Annotated in this window: 6 protein-coding genes and 3 rRNA genes; all 9 read right to left on the bottom strand. The window is 69.4% G+C overall.

Annotation, left to right across the window (positions count from 1 at the left end; all coding sequences use genetic code 11):
• Window positions 1-23 precede the first annotated feature (23 nt).
• The 9 genes from KPL59_RS08785 to KPL59_RS08745 all read right to left on the bottom strand — a co-directional run bounded on the left by KPL59_RS08785 (window position 24) and on the right by KPL59_RS08745 (window position 19,173).
• Window positions 24-668 (bottom strand): hypothetical protein, encoded by a 645-nt coding sequence (locus KPL59_RS08785; RefSeq protein WP_226351645.1) that lies wholly within the window; start codon window positions 666-668, stop codon window positions 24-26.
• The gene (locus KPL59_RS08780; protein WP_226360498.1) at window positions 665-1,090 is read right to left on the bottom strand and encodes a thioesterase family protein; all 426 of its coding nucleotides are present in this window, start codon (window positions 1,088-1,090) and stop codon (window positions 665-667) included. The genes KPL59_RS08785 and KPL59_RS08780 overlap by 4 nt, the downstream gene beginning before the upstream one ends.
• Before the next feature lie 9 nt (window positions 1,091-1,099).
• Window positions 1,100-5,941 carry an NAD-glutamate dehydrogenase gene (locus tag KPL59_RS08775; RefSeq protein WP_374111607.1) on the bottom strand — a complete coding sequence of 1,614 codons (4,842 nt, stop codon included), beginning with the start codon at window positions 5,939-5,941 and terminating at the stop codon, window positions 1,100-1,102.
• A gap of 118 nt (window positions 5,942-6,059) precedes the next feature.
• Window positions 6,060-10,322 carry a hypothetical protein gene (locus KPL59_RS08770; protein WP_226360496.1) on the bottom strand — a complete coding sequence of 1,421 codons (4,263 nt, stop codon included), beginning with the start codon at window positions 10,320-10,322 and terminating at the stop codon, window positions 6,060-6,062.
• Between the two features lie 104 nt (window positions 10,323-10,426).
• Window positions 10,427-12,103, bottom strand: a complete 1,677-nt coding sequence (gene ettA / locus KPL59_RS08765) for an energy-dependent translational throttle protein EttA (RefSeq protein WP_226360495.1) — start codon at window positions 12,101-12,103, stop codon at window positions 10,427-10,429.
• 24 nt (window positions 12,104-12,127) lie between these two features.
• Window positions 12,128-12,670 carry a single-stranded DNA-binding protein gene (locus KPL59_RS08760; RefSeq protein WP_226360494.1) on the bottom strand — a complete coding sequence of 181 codons (543 nt, stop codon included), beginning with the start codon at window positions 12,668-12,670 and terminating at the stop codon, window positions 12,128-12,130.
• Window positions 12,671-14,011: 1,341 nt separating this feature from the next.
• A 5S ribosomal RNA gene (rrf, locus tag KPL59_RS08755) occupies window positions 14,012-14,128 on the bottom strand.
• A 105-nt stretch (window positions 14,129-14,233) separates the two neighbouring features.
• Window positions 14,234-17,337: ribosomal RNA gene (locus KPL59_RS08750) — 23S ribosomal RNA — on the bottom strand.
• Window positions 17,338-17,653: 316 nt separating this feature from the next.
• A 16S ribosomal RNA gene (locus KPL59_RS08745) occupies window positions 17,654-19,173 on the bottom strand.
• The 16S, 23S and 5S rRNA genes sit together here, the layout of an rRNA operon.
• Between the last annotated feature and the right edge of the window lie 164 nt (window positions 19,174-19,337).

The following is a 19,337-nucleotide window of genomic DNA, read 5'->3' as shown; positions in this document are numbered from 1 at the left end:
CCGGTCCCCGCGGCGGGAACGGCTCAGGGCGCCACCGACAGCGGCAGCGACACCACCCGTCGCTTCACCACCGCCCCGTACCGGGCGTCGAGCCGAATCCACGACCCGGAGGCGGAGACCCGTACCTGGGGGCCGTCGGTCTCCTGCGGTGCCGAGCCGAGGAACCCCATCCCGGACATCGCGAACAGCACCCGCATCGGCACCGTGACCGGGCGGCCCTGGTCCGGTGGGGACACCGTCAGCACCGTCTGGTCCAGCAGCGACGCCGGCGGGCCCATCGGGCCCGCGTGCTCCCGGGCCAGTGCCAGCCCCCGGTCGGCGAGCTCGTCGAGTTCCGCGGCGGGGACGTCGTCGACCCGGGACCAGCCGTCGTCGGGCGGGAGCTCGTCGAGCCACGGCGCGGGCGGGCCGGGGTCGACCGCGGTGGAGCGGTCGACGGCCAGCGCCGTCAGCAGCGTCGACGCCTGTGCGGTGACCGGCACCGCCGGGTCGAGCTCGCCGGCCACGGAGCGGGTCACGAGGACGTCGAACGGCGTGCGGGCCCACGCGGTGACCCGGCCGACACCGGCGGTGAGCCGGACGGCGGCGGTCTGGTCGAGCCGGACGACGCGGGCGGTGAACGCGCCGAGATCGTCGCGCTCGGTCGCGTCCGCCAGCCGCAGGGTCACGACACGTCTCCCAGGTGACGCTTCAGGAAGTCCCGCTCCTCGGCGGTGAGCCGGCGGACCCGGTTCGCCCCGAGGTCGTAGAGGGCCATCCGGGTCCACGCGGTGACCGCGACCGGGTCGTCCGCGCCGGGCCCGTCGTGCAGGGCGTAGTCGAGGACGAACGACGCCGCCCGCAGCTCCCGCACGGTGATCGCGCAGCGCAGCGGCTCGGGCCGCCACGGCAGCTGCCGCTTGTAGTCCACGTGCAGCCCGGCGACGAGCAGCCCGGAGGAGAACCCGGCGAGCCCCTCCCGCCCGGCGGCGGTGAACGCCAGCGCGACGCGGGCCTCCTCGATGAGCGTGACGATCCGGGCGTGGTTGACGTGCCGGTAGGCGTCCTGGTCGGTCCAGCGCAGCGGGACCTCGGCGACGAATGCGGTCACGAGCGCCCCCTACCGGGCCAGCCCGCGCAGCTGACGCGAGATCACCGACAGCGTCGCGAGGTCCAGCGACGCCGACGCCCCGATCTCCTCCAGAGCGCTGCGCGCCCGCGACAGCTTCGAGGCGTTGGCCTGCTCCCACGCGGCGATGGCCTCGTCGACGTCGGTGCCGGGCGGGGTCTCGCGCAGCGCGTCGAGGGTGATCGAGCGCAGGGAGCCGTAGAGGTCGTCGCGCAGCGCGAGCCGGGCCAGCGCGTGCCAGCGGTCGCCGCGGTCGAGCCGGGACACCGCGGTCAGCGCCTGGTCGACCCCGAGGTGCTCGGACAGCGCGTAGTAGAGCCGGGCGACCTCGGCGCCGGGCCGCGGCTCGGCCTCCCGGTCGGACAGCTCGACGAGCTCGACGACGTCGAGCAGCCCGTAGGCGTAGAGCGACAGCGCCGCCGGGTCCACCATCTCCGCGGGGACACCGCAGTCACGCAGCTCCGCGGCGCGGGCCTGCACGGCGTCGAGCTCGCGGCCCTGCAGCAGCTCGGGCAGCTGGGCCCGCAGCTCGGCGATCGGCCCGGCGAACCGGTTGATCTCGGCGCCGACGGCCAGCGGCTGCGGTCGGTTGGTCAGGAACCAGCGCGACACCCGGTCCAGCAGCCGTCGGGACTGCAGGACGACACCGTCGGCGACCGCGACCGGGACGTCGGCCCGGCGGACCGCGTCCCACAGCGCGGGCAGCTCGAACACCCGGGTGGCGACGGTCCAGGCGCGCACGACGTCGTCCGGCCCGGCGGAGATCTCCTCGCCGAGGCGGAACGCGTAGCTGATCCCTGCCCCGTCGACCATCTCGTTGACCAGCGAGGTGCCGATGATCTCCCGGCGCAGCGGGTGGTTGCGCACGGCGTGGCCGAAGCGTTCCCGCAGCGGGTGCGGGAAGTAGGCGGGCAGCGTGGGCGCGAACGCGGGCAGGTCGGGCAGGTCGGTCTGCAGCAGCCGGTGGGTCAGGTCCAGCTTGGTGTGGGCCAGCAGCGTCGACAGCTCGGGACCGGTGAGGCCGAGGCCGGCGGCGGCGAGCCGGGCGAACCCCGCCTCGTCGGGCAGCACCTCGAGGGTGCGGTCGAGCCCGGTGCGCTCGGCGAGGTCGGTGACCATCCGGGCGTGCACGGCGACCATGCCGGGAGCGTGTGCCCTGGCGACCCCGAGGACCTCGTTCTGCGCGACGTTGTCGGCGAGCACGAGCTCGGCCACCTCGTCGGTCATCGACGCGAGCAGCTCGTTGCGGGCGTCGCGGTCCAGGGTGCCGTCGGCGACCGGGCGGTCCAGAAGGATCTTGATGTTGACCTCGTGGTCGGAGCAGTCGACGCCCGCGGAGTTGTCGATGGCGTCGGTGTTGATCCGCCCGCCGAGACCGTCCGGACCGCCGTGGCGGGCGAACTCGATCCGCCCGCGCTGGGTGAGCCCGAGGTTGCCGCCCTCGCCGACGACCCGCACCCGCAGGGCGCGGCCGTCCACCCGGATGGCGTCGTTGGCCTTGTCCCCCACCTCGGCGTCGGTCTCGCCGGACGCCTTGACGTAGGTGCCGATCCCGCCGTTCCACAGCAGGTCGGCGGGGGCGAGCAGGATCGCGTGGATCAGCTCGGGCGAGGACATCGCGGTGACCGTGTCGGCCAGCCCGAGCGCGGCGCGCATCGCCGGCCCGACCGGCACCGACTTCGCGGTCCGCGGCCACACCCCGCCGCCGGCGCTGATCAGGGAGGTGTCGTAGTCGGCCCAGGAGCTGCGGGGCAGCTCGAAGAGCCTGCGGCGCTCGGCGTAGGAGGTCGCGGCGTCCGGCGTCGGGTCGACGAACACGTGCCGGTGGTCGAACGCGGCGACGAGCCGGATGTGGGGGGACAGCAGCATCCCGTTGCCGAACACGTCGCCGGACATGTCACCGATGCCGACGACGGTGAACTCCTCCCGCTGGGTGTCGACGCCCAGCTCACGGAAGTGCCGCTTGACCGACTCCCACGCGCCGCGGGCGGTGATGCCCATCGCCTTGTGGTCGTAGCCGACCGAGCCGCCGGAGGCGAACGCGTCGCCCAGCCAGAAGCCGTAGGACTCGGCGACGGAGTTAGCCAGGTCGGAGAACGTGGCGGTGCCCTTGTCCGCGGCGACGACGAGGTAGGAGTCGTCGCCGTCGTGGCGGACGACGTCGGTGGGCGGCAGTGTCTCGGTGGAGCCGTCGGCGCGGGTGAGCAGGTTGTCGGTGACGTCGAGCAGCCCGGAGATGAAGGTCCGGTAGCAGTCCCGGACGTGCTCGGGTGCCGGTGCGGGCCGGCGCACGACGAACCCGCCCTTCGCCCCGACCGGGACGATGACGGCGTTCTTCACCGCCTGGGCCTTGACCAGGCCCAGCACCTCGGTGCGGTAGTCCTGCTGGCGGTCGGAGAAGCGCAGGCCGCCACGGGCGACCGGGCCGAACCGCAGGTGCACGCCCTCCACCGCGGGCGAGTACACGAAGATCTCGAACCGCGGACGCGGCAGCGGCATGTCCGGCACGGCGGCCGGGTCCAGCTTGAAGGAGAAGAACGGGCGACCCCGGAACCAGTTGGTCCGCAGCGTCGCCTCGATGACGGCGAGCAGGCCCCGCAGGATGCGGTCGGCGTCGAGACCGGACACCTCGTCGATCAGGGTGGTGACGTTCTCCAGGGCCCGCTGGTGGGCGGCCTGGCGCTCGTCGGGGTCGGCGGTGGCCGGGTCGAACCGCGCCCGGAACAGGGTGATCAGCCCCTGGGCGACCTGCGGGTGCGCGACCAGGACCCCGGCCGTGTACTGGAGGGTGAACAGCCCGCCGAGCTGGCGGGTGTAGCGGCTGTAGGCCCGCAGGACGGCGGCCTCGCGCCAGTGCAGACCGGCCCGCAGGACGAGCGCGGAGAACCGGTCGGACTCGGCGTCACCCCGCCAGGCGGCGGCGAACGCCTCCTCGAAGCGCCGACCGGCGTCCTCGACGGTGACCGTCGGTACCGCGGGCGCACCGGCGGGCTGCGGGGGCCGGAGCCCGAAGTCGTAGAGCCAGCAGCGACGGCCGTCGGGGCGGCGGAACTCGTAGGGCCGTTCGTCGACGACCTCGACGTCGAGCTGCTGCAGCAGCGGCAGTACGCCGGTGAGGGTGACCGGGTCGTCGCCGACGTAGAGCGCGAACCGGATGTCGCCCTCGACGCTGCGGTAGAGACGCAGGTCGAACGCGTCCTCGCCCTTCTCCCCCAGCGTCATCAGCCGGCGCAGGTCCTCGACGGCCCGCAGCGGGGTCGCCGTGGCCTTGTAGGACTCGGGGACCCCGGCGAGCATCGGGCGGGCGGCGGGCCCGGCGTCGCCGAGCGCGGCGACGAGCAGGTCGTCCCAGGTCCGGGTCGCCTCGGCGACGTGGTCCTGCAGCTCGGCCAGGTCCACCGTGGGCGCTTCGGCGCCGGGGTCGGTGGTGATCGTCAGGTGCAGCAGCGCCAGCTCGGCGTCGCCGACCTGGGCGGTGTAGCTGACGTCGGTGCCGCCGAGCCGGGTGCGCAGGATGTCGGTGATCTTGAGCCGGGTCGCGGTCGTGTAGCGGTCGCGCGGCAGGTAGACCAGGCAGGACAGGAAGCGCCGGTACGGGTCGGGGTGCACGAACAGGCGCACCGCGCGGCGGGCGCCCGCCTCCAGCACACCGACCGCGGTGTCGTGCAGACGTTCCTGCGACGAGGTGAACAGCTCAGCGCGGGGCAGCTGGGAGAACACCTCGAGCATCTGCTGCCCGGAGTAGGAGTCGGCCGGGAAGCCCGCGCGCCGGATCGCGCCGCGGATGCGCCGGGCGACGACGGGGATGTCCAGCACGGACTCGTGCCGGGCCGGCACGGTCAGCATCCCGAGGAAGCGGTGCTCGCCGGTGACGGTCCCGTCGGCGTCCCGGGTGCGGACGCCCACGTAGTACGGGTGCACCGCGCGCAGGACCCGGCTGCGCTCGCTCGCGCGGGTGAACAGCAGCAGGCCCGCGGGGTCGGCGGCGCCGGTCTCCTCGGGGAGGAAGACGTTCGCGCCGGCGTCACCGGGGCGCAGCACACCCAGGCCGGTGTCGGTGTCGGGCCGCAGCTGCCCTTCCGGGCCGCCCTCGCCGTCGGTGCGCCGCGAGTAGTGGCGGTAGCCGACGAACACGAAGTGGTCGTCGACGAGCCAACGCAGCAGGTCGGCGACCTCGGCCGGGTGCACGTCGTCCTCGTCGGCCTCGACGGCCGTGGCGGCACCGGCACCCGAGAGGTCGTCGGCGAGTGCACGGGCGCGCAGGGTCATCGCGGCGGTGTCGTCGACCACCTGCCGGACCGCGGCGAGGGTGCGCTCCAGCTCGGCGTGCAGTGCGTCCGGGTCGAGATCCCCGGAGGACACGACGTCGACGTGCATCCACGACTCGACCGAGGCCCCCTCGGTGGGGTCGGTCGGGTCGGCGTCGGTGTCGACGCCGGTCAGCGTGCCGTCGGCGGCGCGGTGCACGACCAGGATCGGGTGCACGACGCGCCGCGCGGTGCCGCCGGCCCGGCCGATCCCGGCGAGCACCGACTCGACGATGTAGGGCATGTCGTCGGTGACGATGTCGACCGTCACGGCGTCGCCCCCGGCGGCGGTCACCCGGACGGCGGCGCGGCCGGGTTCGCGGTGCGCACCGAGCCCGAGGTGGGTGTCGACGACGGTCGCCGGGCCGGGCAGCTCCGTGCCGCCGGCCGTGTCGGTCTCGGGCGTGTGCCGGGCGTAGAGACGGACGAGGTCCGCGGCGGCACCGCTCCCGGGGCGGGGATCACCGCCCGGCCCGTCGGTGCTCGTGGTGTTCCCGGTCTGCCCCGTCGTACCGCTGCTCACGATCCACTCCGGCCCCGTGCGTGTGCTGACGGCAGTCACCCTATCCCGCGGTACCGACGCCACCGGCGGACCGCCGACGGTCGCGCCCGCGACGACCGGACGAGCGGTTCCCCGCGTCCGGTCAGATCTCGCGGTAGGCCGCGAGGGCCCCGGCGAGGAGATCGGCGAGGCCCATGTCCTCGGGGATCGCGCCGGGCTCGGACGGGGCAGGTGTCGCCGGGGAGCCCGGCGTCTCGTCCGTCGATGACGACGTCGTTCCCGGGCGTTCTGTCGTTCCCGGGCGTCCTGTCGTTTCCGGCCGCTCGGTCGTCCCCGAGTGCTCCGTCGTCCCCGGATACTCGGTCGTCCCCGGCTCCGTCGCACCCGTGTGTTCGGCTGTCGCGGATCGCGCGTCGTCCCAGGTCGCGGGGGTTCCCGCTTCGCCGTGCTGCGGATCGGTCGCCGGACCGTTCGCGGTGGTGGATCCGCTGGCGGTGCCCGGGCCGTTCACGGGGGTCGGTCCGCTCGTGGTGGACGGTCCGCTCGTGGCGGCGCCGTCGTCGGTCCCCGGAGCGACGATGTCCGGCGCGCCCCGCACGACGGTCGGTCCGGCCGCGGAACGCAGTGTCCAGGTCCCCGCGCCGCTCCCGTCGGGCTTCCCGGACGCACCGTGCGCAGCACTGTCGTGCTGGTGGCCACCGCCCCGGACGGAGGCGGTCCCGTTCCCGTCGAACAGTCCTGCGGTCCCGTCGTGTCCGTCGTCGGCCGGCGGAGTGGCGTCCCGCCCACGACGACGGGGCAGCGCGGACTCCCCCGCCCCGTCGTCGACCCCGGACCACCGCACCGGCAGGCCGGAACGCTCCCGGGCCGGGCCGTCGTGCCGGGAGGCGGCGCCGTCCGTCCCGGGGAGGTCGAGGTGGGCCCGAACGGCCTCGGCGAGGCGTCGGTCCGGTTCCGGGGGCAGCGCGAACCGGGTGTCCAGCGGGTCCGGTGCCGACGTGCGGTCCACCGGGGCGGAACCGCCCCACACCTGTGACGTCGTGGTCCTCTCCGGGTCGGTGGAGTCCGTGCCCGCCGCACCGCGGCCGGACGGGGCCCGGACGTTGTCGTCCCCGGCGGAGGGGCGCGGCTCCGCGGCGCTCCCGGAGGGACGATCCGGACCACCGGGGTCAGGGCCGGCCAGGTCCCGGGCGGTCCGGTCGGGGGGCGTCGGGCTCCCGACGGGTCCGTCGGAGCGCCGCCGCCCGCCGCTCCCGGGCCGGACGGTGAGACCGACGGCGCTCAACGACGTCGCCGCGTCACCACCGGCCCGTCGACGCCCACCCCGGTCCGCGCCTCCGCCGGTCAGGTCCAGCGGCGTGGCCAGTGCCGGCCCGGCGACCGGCTCCGGGGCCGACGACCCGCCGCCGTCCGACCGGTCCGCCTCGGCGTTCTGTGTCGTGCCGGAGTGTCCGTCGGCCCGGTCCCGGAACGAGGAGGCTTCGGGGAGGGGCGCCGGTGTGTCCGGCCCGGTCAGCTCGGTGACGATCTCCCCGCCCTCGACACCGTGCGGGCCGACGGCCTGCACCCGCAGGGACGTCCCCGCCGGCAGCCCGCCGCGGCGTACGCGGGCGCTGAGGTGCGTCGCGAGCGACCGTGCCCAGAGCAGGACGGTGACGTGGTCGACGTCGGGCAGGGTGACCCGCACCGTGTCGTCGTCGCGACGTGTGGTCCCCGACGGCGGAACCAGCCGGCGGGTCCGGACGACCACGTCGTGCAGGGCCCCCACCGCCGCCGTACCGGTGATCGTCTCGAGATCGCCGTCGACGAGGTCGAGGACGATCGACCGCTCCGCCGGCCCCGGTGGCCCGGTCGGGGTCGCAGGGGCGGCCGGGGTCGCAGCCCGGCCCGTCTCCGGAGCACGGCCCCCAGCGCGCCCGCTCCCCTGATCGGTGCGCGTGCCGGCGTCGGCGGGGGGCGGCTCGGGCGCCGCCCGATCGGCGACGACGGTCGGCTCCGGAACGGGAGAGCCGTTCCGGTGGTCGCCGGCGCGGCCTGGGTCGTCCGCGCCATCCGCGCCGTGGTCCTCGCCGGACCGGTGGGCCCCGTTGCGTCGTGTTCCGTTCCGTCGTCCGGACTCGGCCGGGACGTGGGACCCGTTGCGGGGCGCGGCGGGAGGCGGCTCGGGGGTGCGCCACTCGGCCAGGAGGGCGTCGGCGAGCGGTGAGCCACCTGCCGCGTCGGGGGTCCACGACGGACCGGTCCACGAGGGATCCCGAGGTGCCGTCGACGCCGGCTCGTCCGTGAGGAGACCGGAGATACCCAGCGGGTCGGCGGGGTCGATGCCCGTGGGTCGTTCGCGGCCGCTGCTCGTGGTGCCGTCGACCCCACGGTCGGCTGCCCCGGCTGCCTCCGCAGGGCCCGCAGGGTCGGGTCCGGTCGGCTCCGTGCTGCTCGTCGTGTCCGGACGGGCTGTCCCCGGGTGCCCGGTGGTGTTCGGCGGGCCGACCGTCTCCGCGGGGTCCGTGGTGTCCGGCGCGGCAGCCGTCTCCGCGGGGCCCGTCGTGTCCGCGAGACCCGTCGTGTCCCCGGGGATCGTCGTGTCCGCGGGGATCGTCGTGTCCGCGGGGATCGTCGTGTCCGGGATCGTCGTGTCCGGCGCACCGGTCGCCGACGACGTACCTGGTGCGACGCCGGCGTCGCCGGTACCGCGACCGTTCCGGTTCGCGCCGGCGGACCGGTCCACGGCGCGGTCGTCGCGCGACGGATCAGCCGGTCCGGGACCGTTCGCCGTGCCGGGGCCCAGGAGCAGGCTCGCCGAGGGCGCCCAGCGCAGCGGGAAGCGTCCGGGCAGGTCGTTCGCCGGACGGCCGTTCGCATCCCCGGGTCCCGCGGCGTCGTCGTCCCCGGGCCGGGCCGGCCCGTCGTCCCTGGCGCCGCCCGAACGGTCGTCCCTGCTCGGCGTGCCGGTGGAGCGGTCCTCCCCGGGCCGGTCGCCGGCAGGACCGCCGTGGTCGGACTCGGTGGGTCCGGTTCCGGCGGGCCGGTCGGTCCCGACCCTCGCGCCGACCGGTTGGTCCCCGACCGGCGTCCCGGTGGACCGGTCGTCCCCAGCCCGCTCGTCCCTTCCGGACGGCGACACGGCCCTGCCGGAGCCGGTCCCGGCGAGACCGCGCTCCGACGCACCGCGACCTGCGTCCTCCCGGGCCCCGGCACCGGGCCCACCGCTCGGGGCCCCGGCGACGGTGCCTCCGGTGGCAGCCGAACGCTCCGCGGACGCGGCTGGCACTCCGCCCGTGCGCGGGAACGGGGTGGGCCGCTCGGCGGTGGTGAGGACGTCCGCGAGCGGCAGCAACGCCGCCATCGCGGCGCGGAAGCGCGTGCCGCGGTCGCGATCGATCTGGTCGGCCTCCATCGCGGCCCGCATCGCCTCGAGGGCATCGCGGTACCGGCCCGAGCCCTCGTGCAGCTCGGACTGGGCGGTACGGCAGGCCGCGACCAGCGCGGGGACGCCCGCCTGTTCGGCGCCGTCAGCGGCCTCCACCAGGGCGCGGGCGGCGTGGTCCGCACGGCCCGCCTGCACCCGGGCGAGCGTGAGCCGCAGCAGAACGCCCTGACGGCCGGCGTCCGCGGCATCGCGCTGTGCGGCGGCCGCGGCGACCGCATCGGCCGGGACGTGCCCGGAGTCGAGCAGCGCAGTGATCCATTGGCTGAGCAGCGCCGCAGCGAGGTGGGTCGACAGGGGGCGGGCCCCGGGCCGTTCCGGCGTCCAGCCGAGCTGGGCCAGGCCGCGCAGCGCGCGGTCGACGGCGGCGTCGTGTTCGCGCCGCGCCCGGTGGACCGATCCGACGACGAGGTCCGCGTACGCCGCGGGCTCACCACCGAAGCCGGACCCGCAGGAGTCGACGTCGCTGCGCAGCCGCTCGAGTTCGGCGGCGGAGGCTCCGGCCAGTGCGCAGCGCACCTCGACCGCGAGCCGGTCGAGGCGCAGCAGCCCCGGGTCCTCGCCCGGTGCGTCGTCCGGCAGTCCGACGACGAGTGCCCGGGCCGCCTCGAGCTCACCGTCGGCCTGGGCGACCCCCGCCAGCTCCACCCGCAGACGAGCGCCCTCGGGGCGGGTGAGCACTTCGGTACCGGGCGCGCGGAGGGGGACCGGGACCGTGGTGTCACCCGCGGTGACGTGACCGGTCACCCCGGCGACGACGGCGGTGGCGACGTCACGGGCGTCCCCACCGGCGGCGTGGCCGTCGAGCAGCCAGCCCGCAGCCTGCAGCCAGCGCAGATCGTCACCGTCTGCGACGGCTCGCCCGCACGCCTGCTCGGCCAGCTCCGCGGTGAGCAGCGGCCGCTGCCAGCGCAGGGCCGCCGCTGTGCGCAGCTCGGCCGTCGTCGCGCCGGCGGCCCGACCTCCCAGGTCGAACGTCACATCGCCTCCCGTGAGTGACACCACCGTCCGGACCTCCCGGTGAGCCGGTCACCCGTCTCCGGGGACCGGACCGACCGGATGGCGAGGTCCGGACCGGGCGGTGATCAGTCGCGGGTGAGCTTACGGTGGGTGACCCGGTGCGGTCGCGCCGCCTCCGCGCCGAGCCGCTCCACCTTGTTCTTCTCGTAGGCCTCGAAGTTGCCCTCGAACCAGAACCACGCGGCCGGGTTCTCGTCGGTGCCCTCCCACGCCAGGATGTGCGTGCAGGTCCGGTCGAGGAACCAGCGGTCGTGGGAGATGACCACGGCGCAGCCGGGGAACTGCTCGAGCGCGTTCTCCAGCGAACCGAGGGTCTCGACGTCCAGGTCATTCGTCGGCTCGTCGAGCAGGATCAGGTTGCCGCCCTGCTTGAGCGTCAGCGCCAGGTTGAGCCGGTTGCGCTCACCGCCGGACAGGACCCCGGCCGGCTTCTGCTGGTCCGGGCCCTTGAACCCGAACGCAGCGACGTAGGCGCGCGACGGCATCTCGGTGTTGCCGACCTGGATGTAGTCGAGTCCGTCGGAGACGACCTCGAAGACGGTCTTCTTCGGGTCGATGCCGCCGCGGTTCTGGTCGACGTAGGACAGCTTGACCGTGTCGCCGATCTTGACCTCGCCGGAGTCCGGGTGCTCCAGCCCGACGATCGTCTTGAACAGCGTCGTCTTGCCGACACCGTTCGGACCGATCACACCGACGATGCCGTTGCGCGGCAGCGTGAAGGAGAGGTCCTTGATCAGCTGGCGGCCGTCGAAGCCCTTGTCGAGGTGGGAGGCCTCGACGACCTGGCTGCCCAGACGCGGGCCCGGCGGGATCTGGATCTCCTCGAAGTCGAGCTTCTTGTGCCGCTCGGCCTCGGTCGCCATCTCCTCGTAGCGGTCGAGCCGCGAGCGGCTCTTCGCCTGACGCGCCTTCGGGTTGGAGCGGACCCAGGCCAGCTCCTCCTTCAGCCGCTTCTGGAGCTTGGCGTCCTTCTTGCCCTGGACGGCGAGACGCTCGGCCTTCTTCTCCAGGTAGGTGGAGTAGTTGCCCTCGTAGGGGAAGGTGCGTCCCCGGTCGAGCTCGAGGATCCAGCCCGCGACGTTGTCCAGGAAGTACCGGTCGTGGGTGACCGCGAGGACGGCGCCCGGGTAGCTCGCGAGGAACTGCTCGAGCCACAGGACGCTCTCGGCGTCGAGGTGGTTGGTGGGCTCGTCGAGCAGGAGAAGGTCGGGCTGGGACAGCAGCAGCTTGCACAGCGCGACGCGCCGGCGCTCACCACCGGAGAGGTGGGTGACCTGGGCGTCCCCGGGCGGGCAACGCAGCGCGGCCATCGCCTGCTCGAGCTGGGAGTCGATCTCCCACGCGTCGGCGTGGTCGAGCTCCTCCTGGAGCTGGCCCATCTCCTCCATCAGCTCGTCGGTGTAGTTGGTCGCCATCTCCTCGGCGATCGCGTTGTACCGGTCGAGCTTGACCTTCACGTCGCCGAGGCCCTCCTCGACGTTCCCGAGGACGGTCTTCTCCTCGTTGAGCGGGGGCTCCTGCTGGAGGATGCCGACCGTCGCGCCGGGCTTGAGGAACGCGTCGCCGTTGTTCGGGTTCTCCAGCCCTGCCATGATCTTGAGGACGGTCGACTTCCCGGCCCCGTTGGGGCCCACGACACCGATCTTCGCCCCCGGCAGGAAGCTGATCGACGCGTTCTCCAGGATGACCTTGTCGCCGTGCGCCTTACGCACGTTCCGCATCGTGTAAATCAGATCCGCCACGATGCGATGGTAGATCGGGCCGGCTCAGCCGCTCGAGGCCGGTGCGGTCGTCAGCCGCGCGAGCTCCTCGATCTCCGCACTCTCCGCCTCGTCCGGCTCGTCGTCGTACCCGTCGTGGTCCGGCGCCTCGGTCGGCGGGACTCCCCACCGGGAGACGGCATCGTCGGTGTCGCGGACCGCCGGAACCGACGGACCTGCCTGCACCAACGGACGCGGCGCGACGGCCGCCGGGGAGAAGCGGATGTCGAGCCCGACGCTCGACGGCTCGATCCGGATGCTCTGACGGACGTCGCCCTCCCGGCCCGTCCACTCCTCGACGTACATCCGGCCGATGACGATGACGCGGTGCCCCTTCTCGAAGGTCCGTACCGCGTGCTCTGCCAGGGTCCGCCAGCACGTCACCGTGTAGTAGGTGCAGGTGACGTCGCGCCACTGCTCGGTCATCGGGTCCTTGCGTCGGTGGTTCACCGCGACCATCAGGTCCGTGACCGGGATGTTGTTCGCGGTGTAGCGCAGGACGGGGGTGCGGGTCAGGTTGCCGACGATGGTGGCGGTGTTGTCGCTCATCGGATCCTCCGGAGCTCTCGGGTGCGTTGTCCCCATGAGCTTCACCCGCCCACGCCCCGTCAACGGGGTCGCTTCGCTGTCTGTGGACAACTGCGCCCATTGGGGATGAGTGGCCATCCCATCTGGACGGAGCCACGGAGATTGTCGGGCCGCTGTGCCTGCCCTGGCCTCTCGCCTACCCCGACGTGTCCAGCGTGGTGGCCGACACTCCCGTGAGCAGCGACGACGACAGCCGCACGGAATCCTCACGTCGCAGGTCGCCTGTGAACCGGAAGAACTCGGGGACCGCGGCGCTCCATCGGAGCAGGCACCGTCGCACGTCCACCACCCTCATGATCCGGTCGCGCCGGACGAGAGCCACTGTCCGCACAGAACTGAGATGCCAAGGATCAGCGGAGCACCCGGTGCGATCCCCCGGTATTGCACTGACGGGGCACGTCACGGAGCTGCGCTACGACCGGGCCCGGTGGTGGCCCTGGCGATGGAGCCGGCCGACCACAAGGGATCGCTCACCGGCGCACGGGCAAGGTCAGCAGCACAGCAGGACCTACTGCGCCCACGCTGATCTCCGGACCACCGTGCCACACATGGCCTGGAAAGCGTGCGGACCTGGCCGACGGCTCCTCGTGTGTCGACGACGCCGTCGGTGCCGATCTCTGACAGCTTTGGTGGCTGGTGTTGCCGCCGGAGGTGGCTGGTGTTGCTGGCGGGGGTAGCTGACGTTGCAGGCGGCGGTTGTTCTCGGCCGACTGGGTGTCCTCACAAGCGAGACTCCGCCTGTGTGTGCCTTATTGGCCCTGGCGTGCTCTCTCGCCGGTGGTGGAGAGTCGCGGGCTAGCCGGTGGTGCAGGGTCACGTCTTATCGACGGTGCGAGTCGCGACGGAGCAGCGTCATCGGCGGAGCAGCGTCATCGGCGGAGCAGCGTCATCGGCGGACCGGGGGTCGCCGGGGCCCCGGCCCCAGGCCGAGTCCACGCCCACTCTCACCCCGCATCGCCCTGCCTTACCGCGCCTCGTCTATCGCCGCGGGTGCGTTCGACCTCGCACACCGTCCTACGACGTCGCAGCCCCTGCAGCAGATGCGAGGTCGCAGAAACCTGTGCAACGTGCCCCGCCCGGCTCACAGCCAGCGCAGAACAGAACAGAACGGGACGGGACGGGTGCGACTCCACGACAGAAGGCGCCCAGAGCACAGGCACACAACGCCCCGCACCCCGCCGGCCGCACTGTGGGCAGCGCTGTCGTGCCCTGGCAGCCTACGAAGAGCCGACCGGAACAGAGCCCAGAAAACAGGAAACGCCCCGGACAATGAAGTCCGGGGCGTTTCCAGTTCATGTTGAATGTCGGCGGCGACCTACTCTCCCACACCCTGGCGAGTGCAGTACCATCGGCGCTGGAAGGCTTAGCTACCGGGTTCGGAATGGGACCGGGCGTTTCCCTACCGCAATGACCACCGACAACACTATTCAACAAACCCCCACACAAACATGGGGGGACCTACGAACACACAACCCGCACAGGGGTTGTGGGCTCAGGGTCACACAGTGGATGCGAACAACTCGTTGTGGCAAGCCCTCGGCCTATTAGTACCGGTCAACTCCACCCCTCACAGGGCTTCCATCTCCGGCCTATCAACCCAGTCATCTCCTGGGAGCCTTACCCACTCAAAGGTGGTGGGAGACCTCATCTTGGAACAGGCTTCCCGCTTAGATGCCTTCAGCGGTTATCCCTCCCGAACATAGCCAACCAGCCGTGCCCCTGGCGGGACAACTGGCACACCAGAGGTTCGTCCGTCCCGGTCCTCTCGTACTAGGGACAGCCTTCCTCAAGTCTCCAACGCGCGCGGCGGATAGGGACCGAACTGTCTCACGACGTTCTAAACCCAGCTCGCGTACCGCTTTAATGGGCGAACAGCCCAACCCTTGGGACCTACTCCAGCCCCAGGATGCGACGAGCCGACATCGAGGTGCCAAACCATGCCGTCGATATGGACTCTTGGGCAAGATCAGCCTGTTATCCCCGGGGTACCTTTTATCCGTTGAGCGACACCCCTTCCACAAGGTGGTGCCGGATCACTAGTCCCGACTTTCGTCCCTGCTCGACCCGTCAGTCTCACAGTCAAGCTCCCTTGTGCACTTACACTCAACACCTGATTGCCAACCAGGCTGAGGGAACCTTTGGGCGCCTCCGTTACTCTTTGGGAGGCAACCGCCCCAGTTAAACTACCCACCAGGCACTGTCCCTGAACCAGATCATGGCCCGAGGTTAAGACACCCAATTCGACCAGAGTGGTATTTCAACAACGACTCCACCACCACTGGCGTGATAGCTTCACAGTCTCCCACCTATCCTACACAAGCCGAACCGAGCACCAATACCAAGCTATAGTAAAGGTCCCGGGGTCTTTCCGTCCTGCCGCGCGTAACGAGCATCTTTACTCGTAGTGCAATTTCGCCGAGTCTGTGGTCGAGACAGCGCCCAAGTCGTTACGCCATTCGTGCAGGTCGGAACTTACCCGACAAGGAATTTCGCTACCTTAGGATGGTTATAGTTACCACCGCCGTTTACTGGCGCTTAAATTCTCCGCTTCGCCCCCCGAAAGGGACTAACAGGTCCTCTTAACGTTCCAGCACCGGGCAGGCGTCAGTCCGTATACATCGTCTTGCGACTTCGCACGGACCTGTGTTTTTAGTAAACAGTCGCTTGGGCCTGGTCTCTGCGACCGGCCATCCCTAGCCCGCACGGGGCATCAAGACAACCGGCCCTCCTTCTCCCGAAGTTACGGAGGTATTTTGCCGAATTCCTTAACCACAGTTCGCTCGATCGCCTCGGTATTCTCTACCTGACCACCTGTGTCGGTTTGGGGTACGGGCCGCAACAACACTCGCTAGAGGCTTTTCTCGACAGCATGGGATCACCCTCTTCGCCTCAATCGGCTACGCATCACCTCTCACCCCTCACGACCCCCCGGATTTACCTAGGAGATCAGGCTACAGGCTTACACCACGACAACCACCGCGTGGCGGAGCTACCCTCCTGCGTCACCCCATCACTTGCCTACTACCAGATCGGATCCCACGCTCCCCCACAAACAACACTCCCGAAGGAGCGAAGGTGGGTTCGGATGGTTAGCATCACCAGCCTCGGCATGGACGCACTATCACGAGCACGGGAATATCAACCCGTTGTCCATCGACTACGCCTGACGGCCTCGCCTTAGGTCCCGGCTCACCCTGGGCGGAACAACCTGGCCCAGGAACCCTTGGTCATCCGGCGGCAGAGATTCTCACTCTGCATTCGCTACTCATGCCTGCATTCTCACTCCCACACCCTCCACCCGTAAATCACTCCCGGGCTTCACCAGACGCAGGACGCTCCCCTACCCAACAACACCACAAAGATGTCATTGCCACGGCTTCGGCGGTGCGCTTGAGCCCCGCTACATTGTCGGCGCAGGACCACTTGACCAGTGAGCTATTACGCACTCTTTCAAGGGTGGCTGCTTCTAAGCCAACCTCCTGGTTGTCCGGGCGATCCCACATCCTTTCCCACTTAGCGCACGCTTAGGGGCCTTAGCCGGTGATCTGGGCTGTTTCCCTCTCGACCACGAAGCTTATCCCCCGCAGTCTCACTGCCGCGCTCTCACTCACCGGCATTCGGAGTTTGGCTGACTTCGGTAAGCTTGTCGGCCCCCTAGGCCATCCAGTGCTCTACCTCCGGTGAGAAACACACGACGCTGCACCTAAATGCATTTCGGGGAGAACCAGCTATCACGAAGTTTGATTGGCCTTTCACCCCTACCCACAGCTCATCCCCCAGGTTTTCAACCCTGGTGGGTTCGGGCCTCCACGACGTCTTACCGACGCTTCACCCTGGCCATGGGTAGATCACTCCGCTTCGGGTCTACACCCCGCGACTCAACCGCCCTATTCGGACTCGCTTTCGCTACGGCTACCCCACACAGGTTAACCTCGCCACGAAGCATAACTCGCAGGCTCATTCTTCAAAAGGCACGCCATCACCCCGCCCCGAAGGACTCAAGGCTCTGACGGCTTGTAAGCACACGGTTTCAGGTACTATTTCACTCCCCTCCCGGGGTACTTTTCACCTTTCCCTCACGGTACTTGTCCGCTATCGGTCACCAGGTAGTATTTAGGCTTGACGGGTGGTCCCGCCAGATTCACAGCGAATTTCACGGGCTCGCTGCTACTCGAGAACAATGCCCACAACAGAACCAAACATTTTCGCGTACGGGGCTATCACCCACTACGGCCGACCATCCCAGAATCGTTCCGCTAACACCGGTTCTCGTTGTCCCATCCTCGGCAGAAGATGAACGACACGCCTCACAACCCCGCACCCGCAACGCCTGCCGGCTTGACACGGACACGGTTTAGCCTCATCCGCTTTCGCTCGCCACTACTCACGGAATCACTATTGTTTTCTCTTCCTGTGGGTACTGAGATGTTTCACTTCCCCACGTTCCCTCCACGCACCCTATGAATTCAGGTACGGGTAACGCCCCATGACGGGCGCTGGGTTTCCCCATTCGGACACCCTCGGATCACAGCTCGGTTGACAGCTCCCCGAGGCCTATCGCGGCCTCCCACGTCCTTCATCGGCTCCTGATGCCCAGGCATCCACCATGTGCTCTTAACAACTTGACCACAACAAGATGCTCGCATCCACTATGCAACACTCAACCCACAACCACACCCAACCAAGAAACAACCACCACCCACCACAAGCAGGCGTTAGGAAGCCCCCGACCAGAGCGGCCAAAGAAAACAACCCGTTCACCAGGTGTCTCCTCAGGACCCAACAGTGTGCCAAGCCAAACCGGTCCAACGAACTGCGTTCCACCCAACGCACCCAACCCACAGACGGAGTTGATGGCGCGATTCAATGAAGGAACCACAGAAACCCACAGAGCAAAACCCTGTGAAGCCATGTGGTGCCCCATCACATGATGGGACTCCTTAGAAAGGAGGTGATCCAGCCGCACCTTCCGGTACGGCTACCTTGTTACGACTTCGTCCCAATCGCCAGTCCCACCTTCGACAGCTCCCTCCACAAGGGTTGGGCCGCCGGCTTCGGGTGTTACCAACTTTCGTGACGTGACGGGCGGTGTGTACAAGGCCCGGGAACGTATTCACCGCAGCGTTGCTGATCTGCGATTACTAGCGACTCCAACTTCACGGGGTCGAGTTGCAGACCCCGATCCGAACTGAGACTCACTTTAAGGGATTCGCTCCACCTCACGGTCTCGCAGCCCTCTGTATGAGCCATTGTAGCATGTGTGAAGCCCTGGACATAAGGGGCATGATGACTTGACGTCATCCCCACCCTCCTCCGAGTTGACCCCGGCAGTCTCCCATGAGTCCCCACCATAACGTGCTGGCAACATGGAACAAGGGTTGCGCTCGTTGCGGGACTTAACCCAACATCTCACGACACGAGCTGACGACAGCCATGCACCACCTGCACACCAACCACAAGGGAAGCCCTATCTCTAGGGATGTCTGGTGCATGTCAAACCCAGGTAAGGTTCTTCGCGTTGCATCGAATTAATCCACATGCTCCGCCGCTTGTGCGGGCCCCCGTCAATTCCTTTGAGTTTTAGCCTTGCGGCCGTACTCCCCAGGCGGGGCGCTTAATGCGTTAGCTGCGGCACAGAAACCGTGGAATGGTCCCCACACCTAGCGCCCAACGTTTACGGCGTGGACTACCAGGGTATCTAATCCTGTTCGCTCCCCACGCTTTCGCTCCTCAGCGTCAGTATCGGCCCAGAGACCCGCCTTCGCCACCGGTGTTCCTCCTGATATCTGCGCATTTCACCGCTACACCAGGAATTCCAGTCTCCCCTGCCGAACTCAAGTGATGCCCGTATCGACCGCACGCTCAGAGTTAAGCCCCAAGTTTTCACGGCCGACGCGACACACCGCCTACGAGCTCTTTACGCCCAATAATTCCGGACAACGCTCGCACCCTACGTTTTACCGCGGCTGCTGGCACGTAGTTGGCCGGTGCTTCTTCTCCAGGTACCGTCAATCACTCTTCGTCCCTGACGAAAGAGGTTTACAACCCGAAGGCCGTCATCCCCCACGCGGCGTCGCTGCGTCAGGCTTCCGCCCATTGCGCAATATTCCCCACTGCTGCCTCCCGTAGGAGTCTGGGCCGTGTCTCAGTCCCAGTGTGGCCGGTCGCCCTCTCAGGCCGGCTACCCGTCACCGCCTTGGTAGGCCATCACCCCACCAACAAGCTGATAGGCCGCGGGCCCATCCCCCACCGAAAAAACTTTCCACCACCAACCATGCAGCCAGTGGTCCTATCCGGTATTAGACCCAGTTTCCCAGGCTTATCCCAGAGTGGAGGGCAGGTCACCCACGTGTTACTCACCCGTTCGCCGCTCGTGTACCCCCGAAAGGGCCTTACCGCTCGACTTGCATGTGTTAAGCACGCCGCCAGCGTTCGTCCTGAGCCAGGATCAAACTCTCCAACAAAACCCTGACAAACAAACACTAGCCACAACACCCGACGGAGGCCGAATGCTGCAACCAAACAAACAATTTGGCACAAAACGCCAAACCGATTCAAATAGCTCGACACACTGTTGAGTTCTCAAAAGACACCCGCACCGCAATCACCCACACCCTCCAACAGAGAG

Origin of the sequence: Pseudonocardia sp. ICBG1142, from assembly GCF_020496255.1 — a bacterium.
Classification (GTDB): domain Bacteria; phylum Actinomycetota; class Actinomycetes; order Mycobacteriales; family Pseudonocardiaceae; genus Pseudonocardia.
The sequence above is the reverse complement of the archived record's forward strand: the minus strand, read 5'-3'. Positions and strand labels throughout refer to the sequence as shown.

Bases quoted from the DNA above. Each gene is read 5' to 3' on its own strand.
- KPL59_RS08760 (WP_226360494.1), bottom strand. From the start codon at position 12,670: ATGAGCGACAACACCGCCACCATCGTCGGCAACCTGACCCGCACCCCC.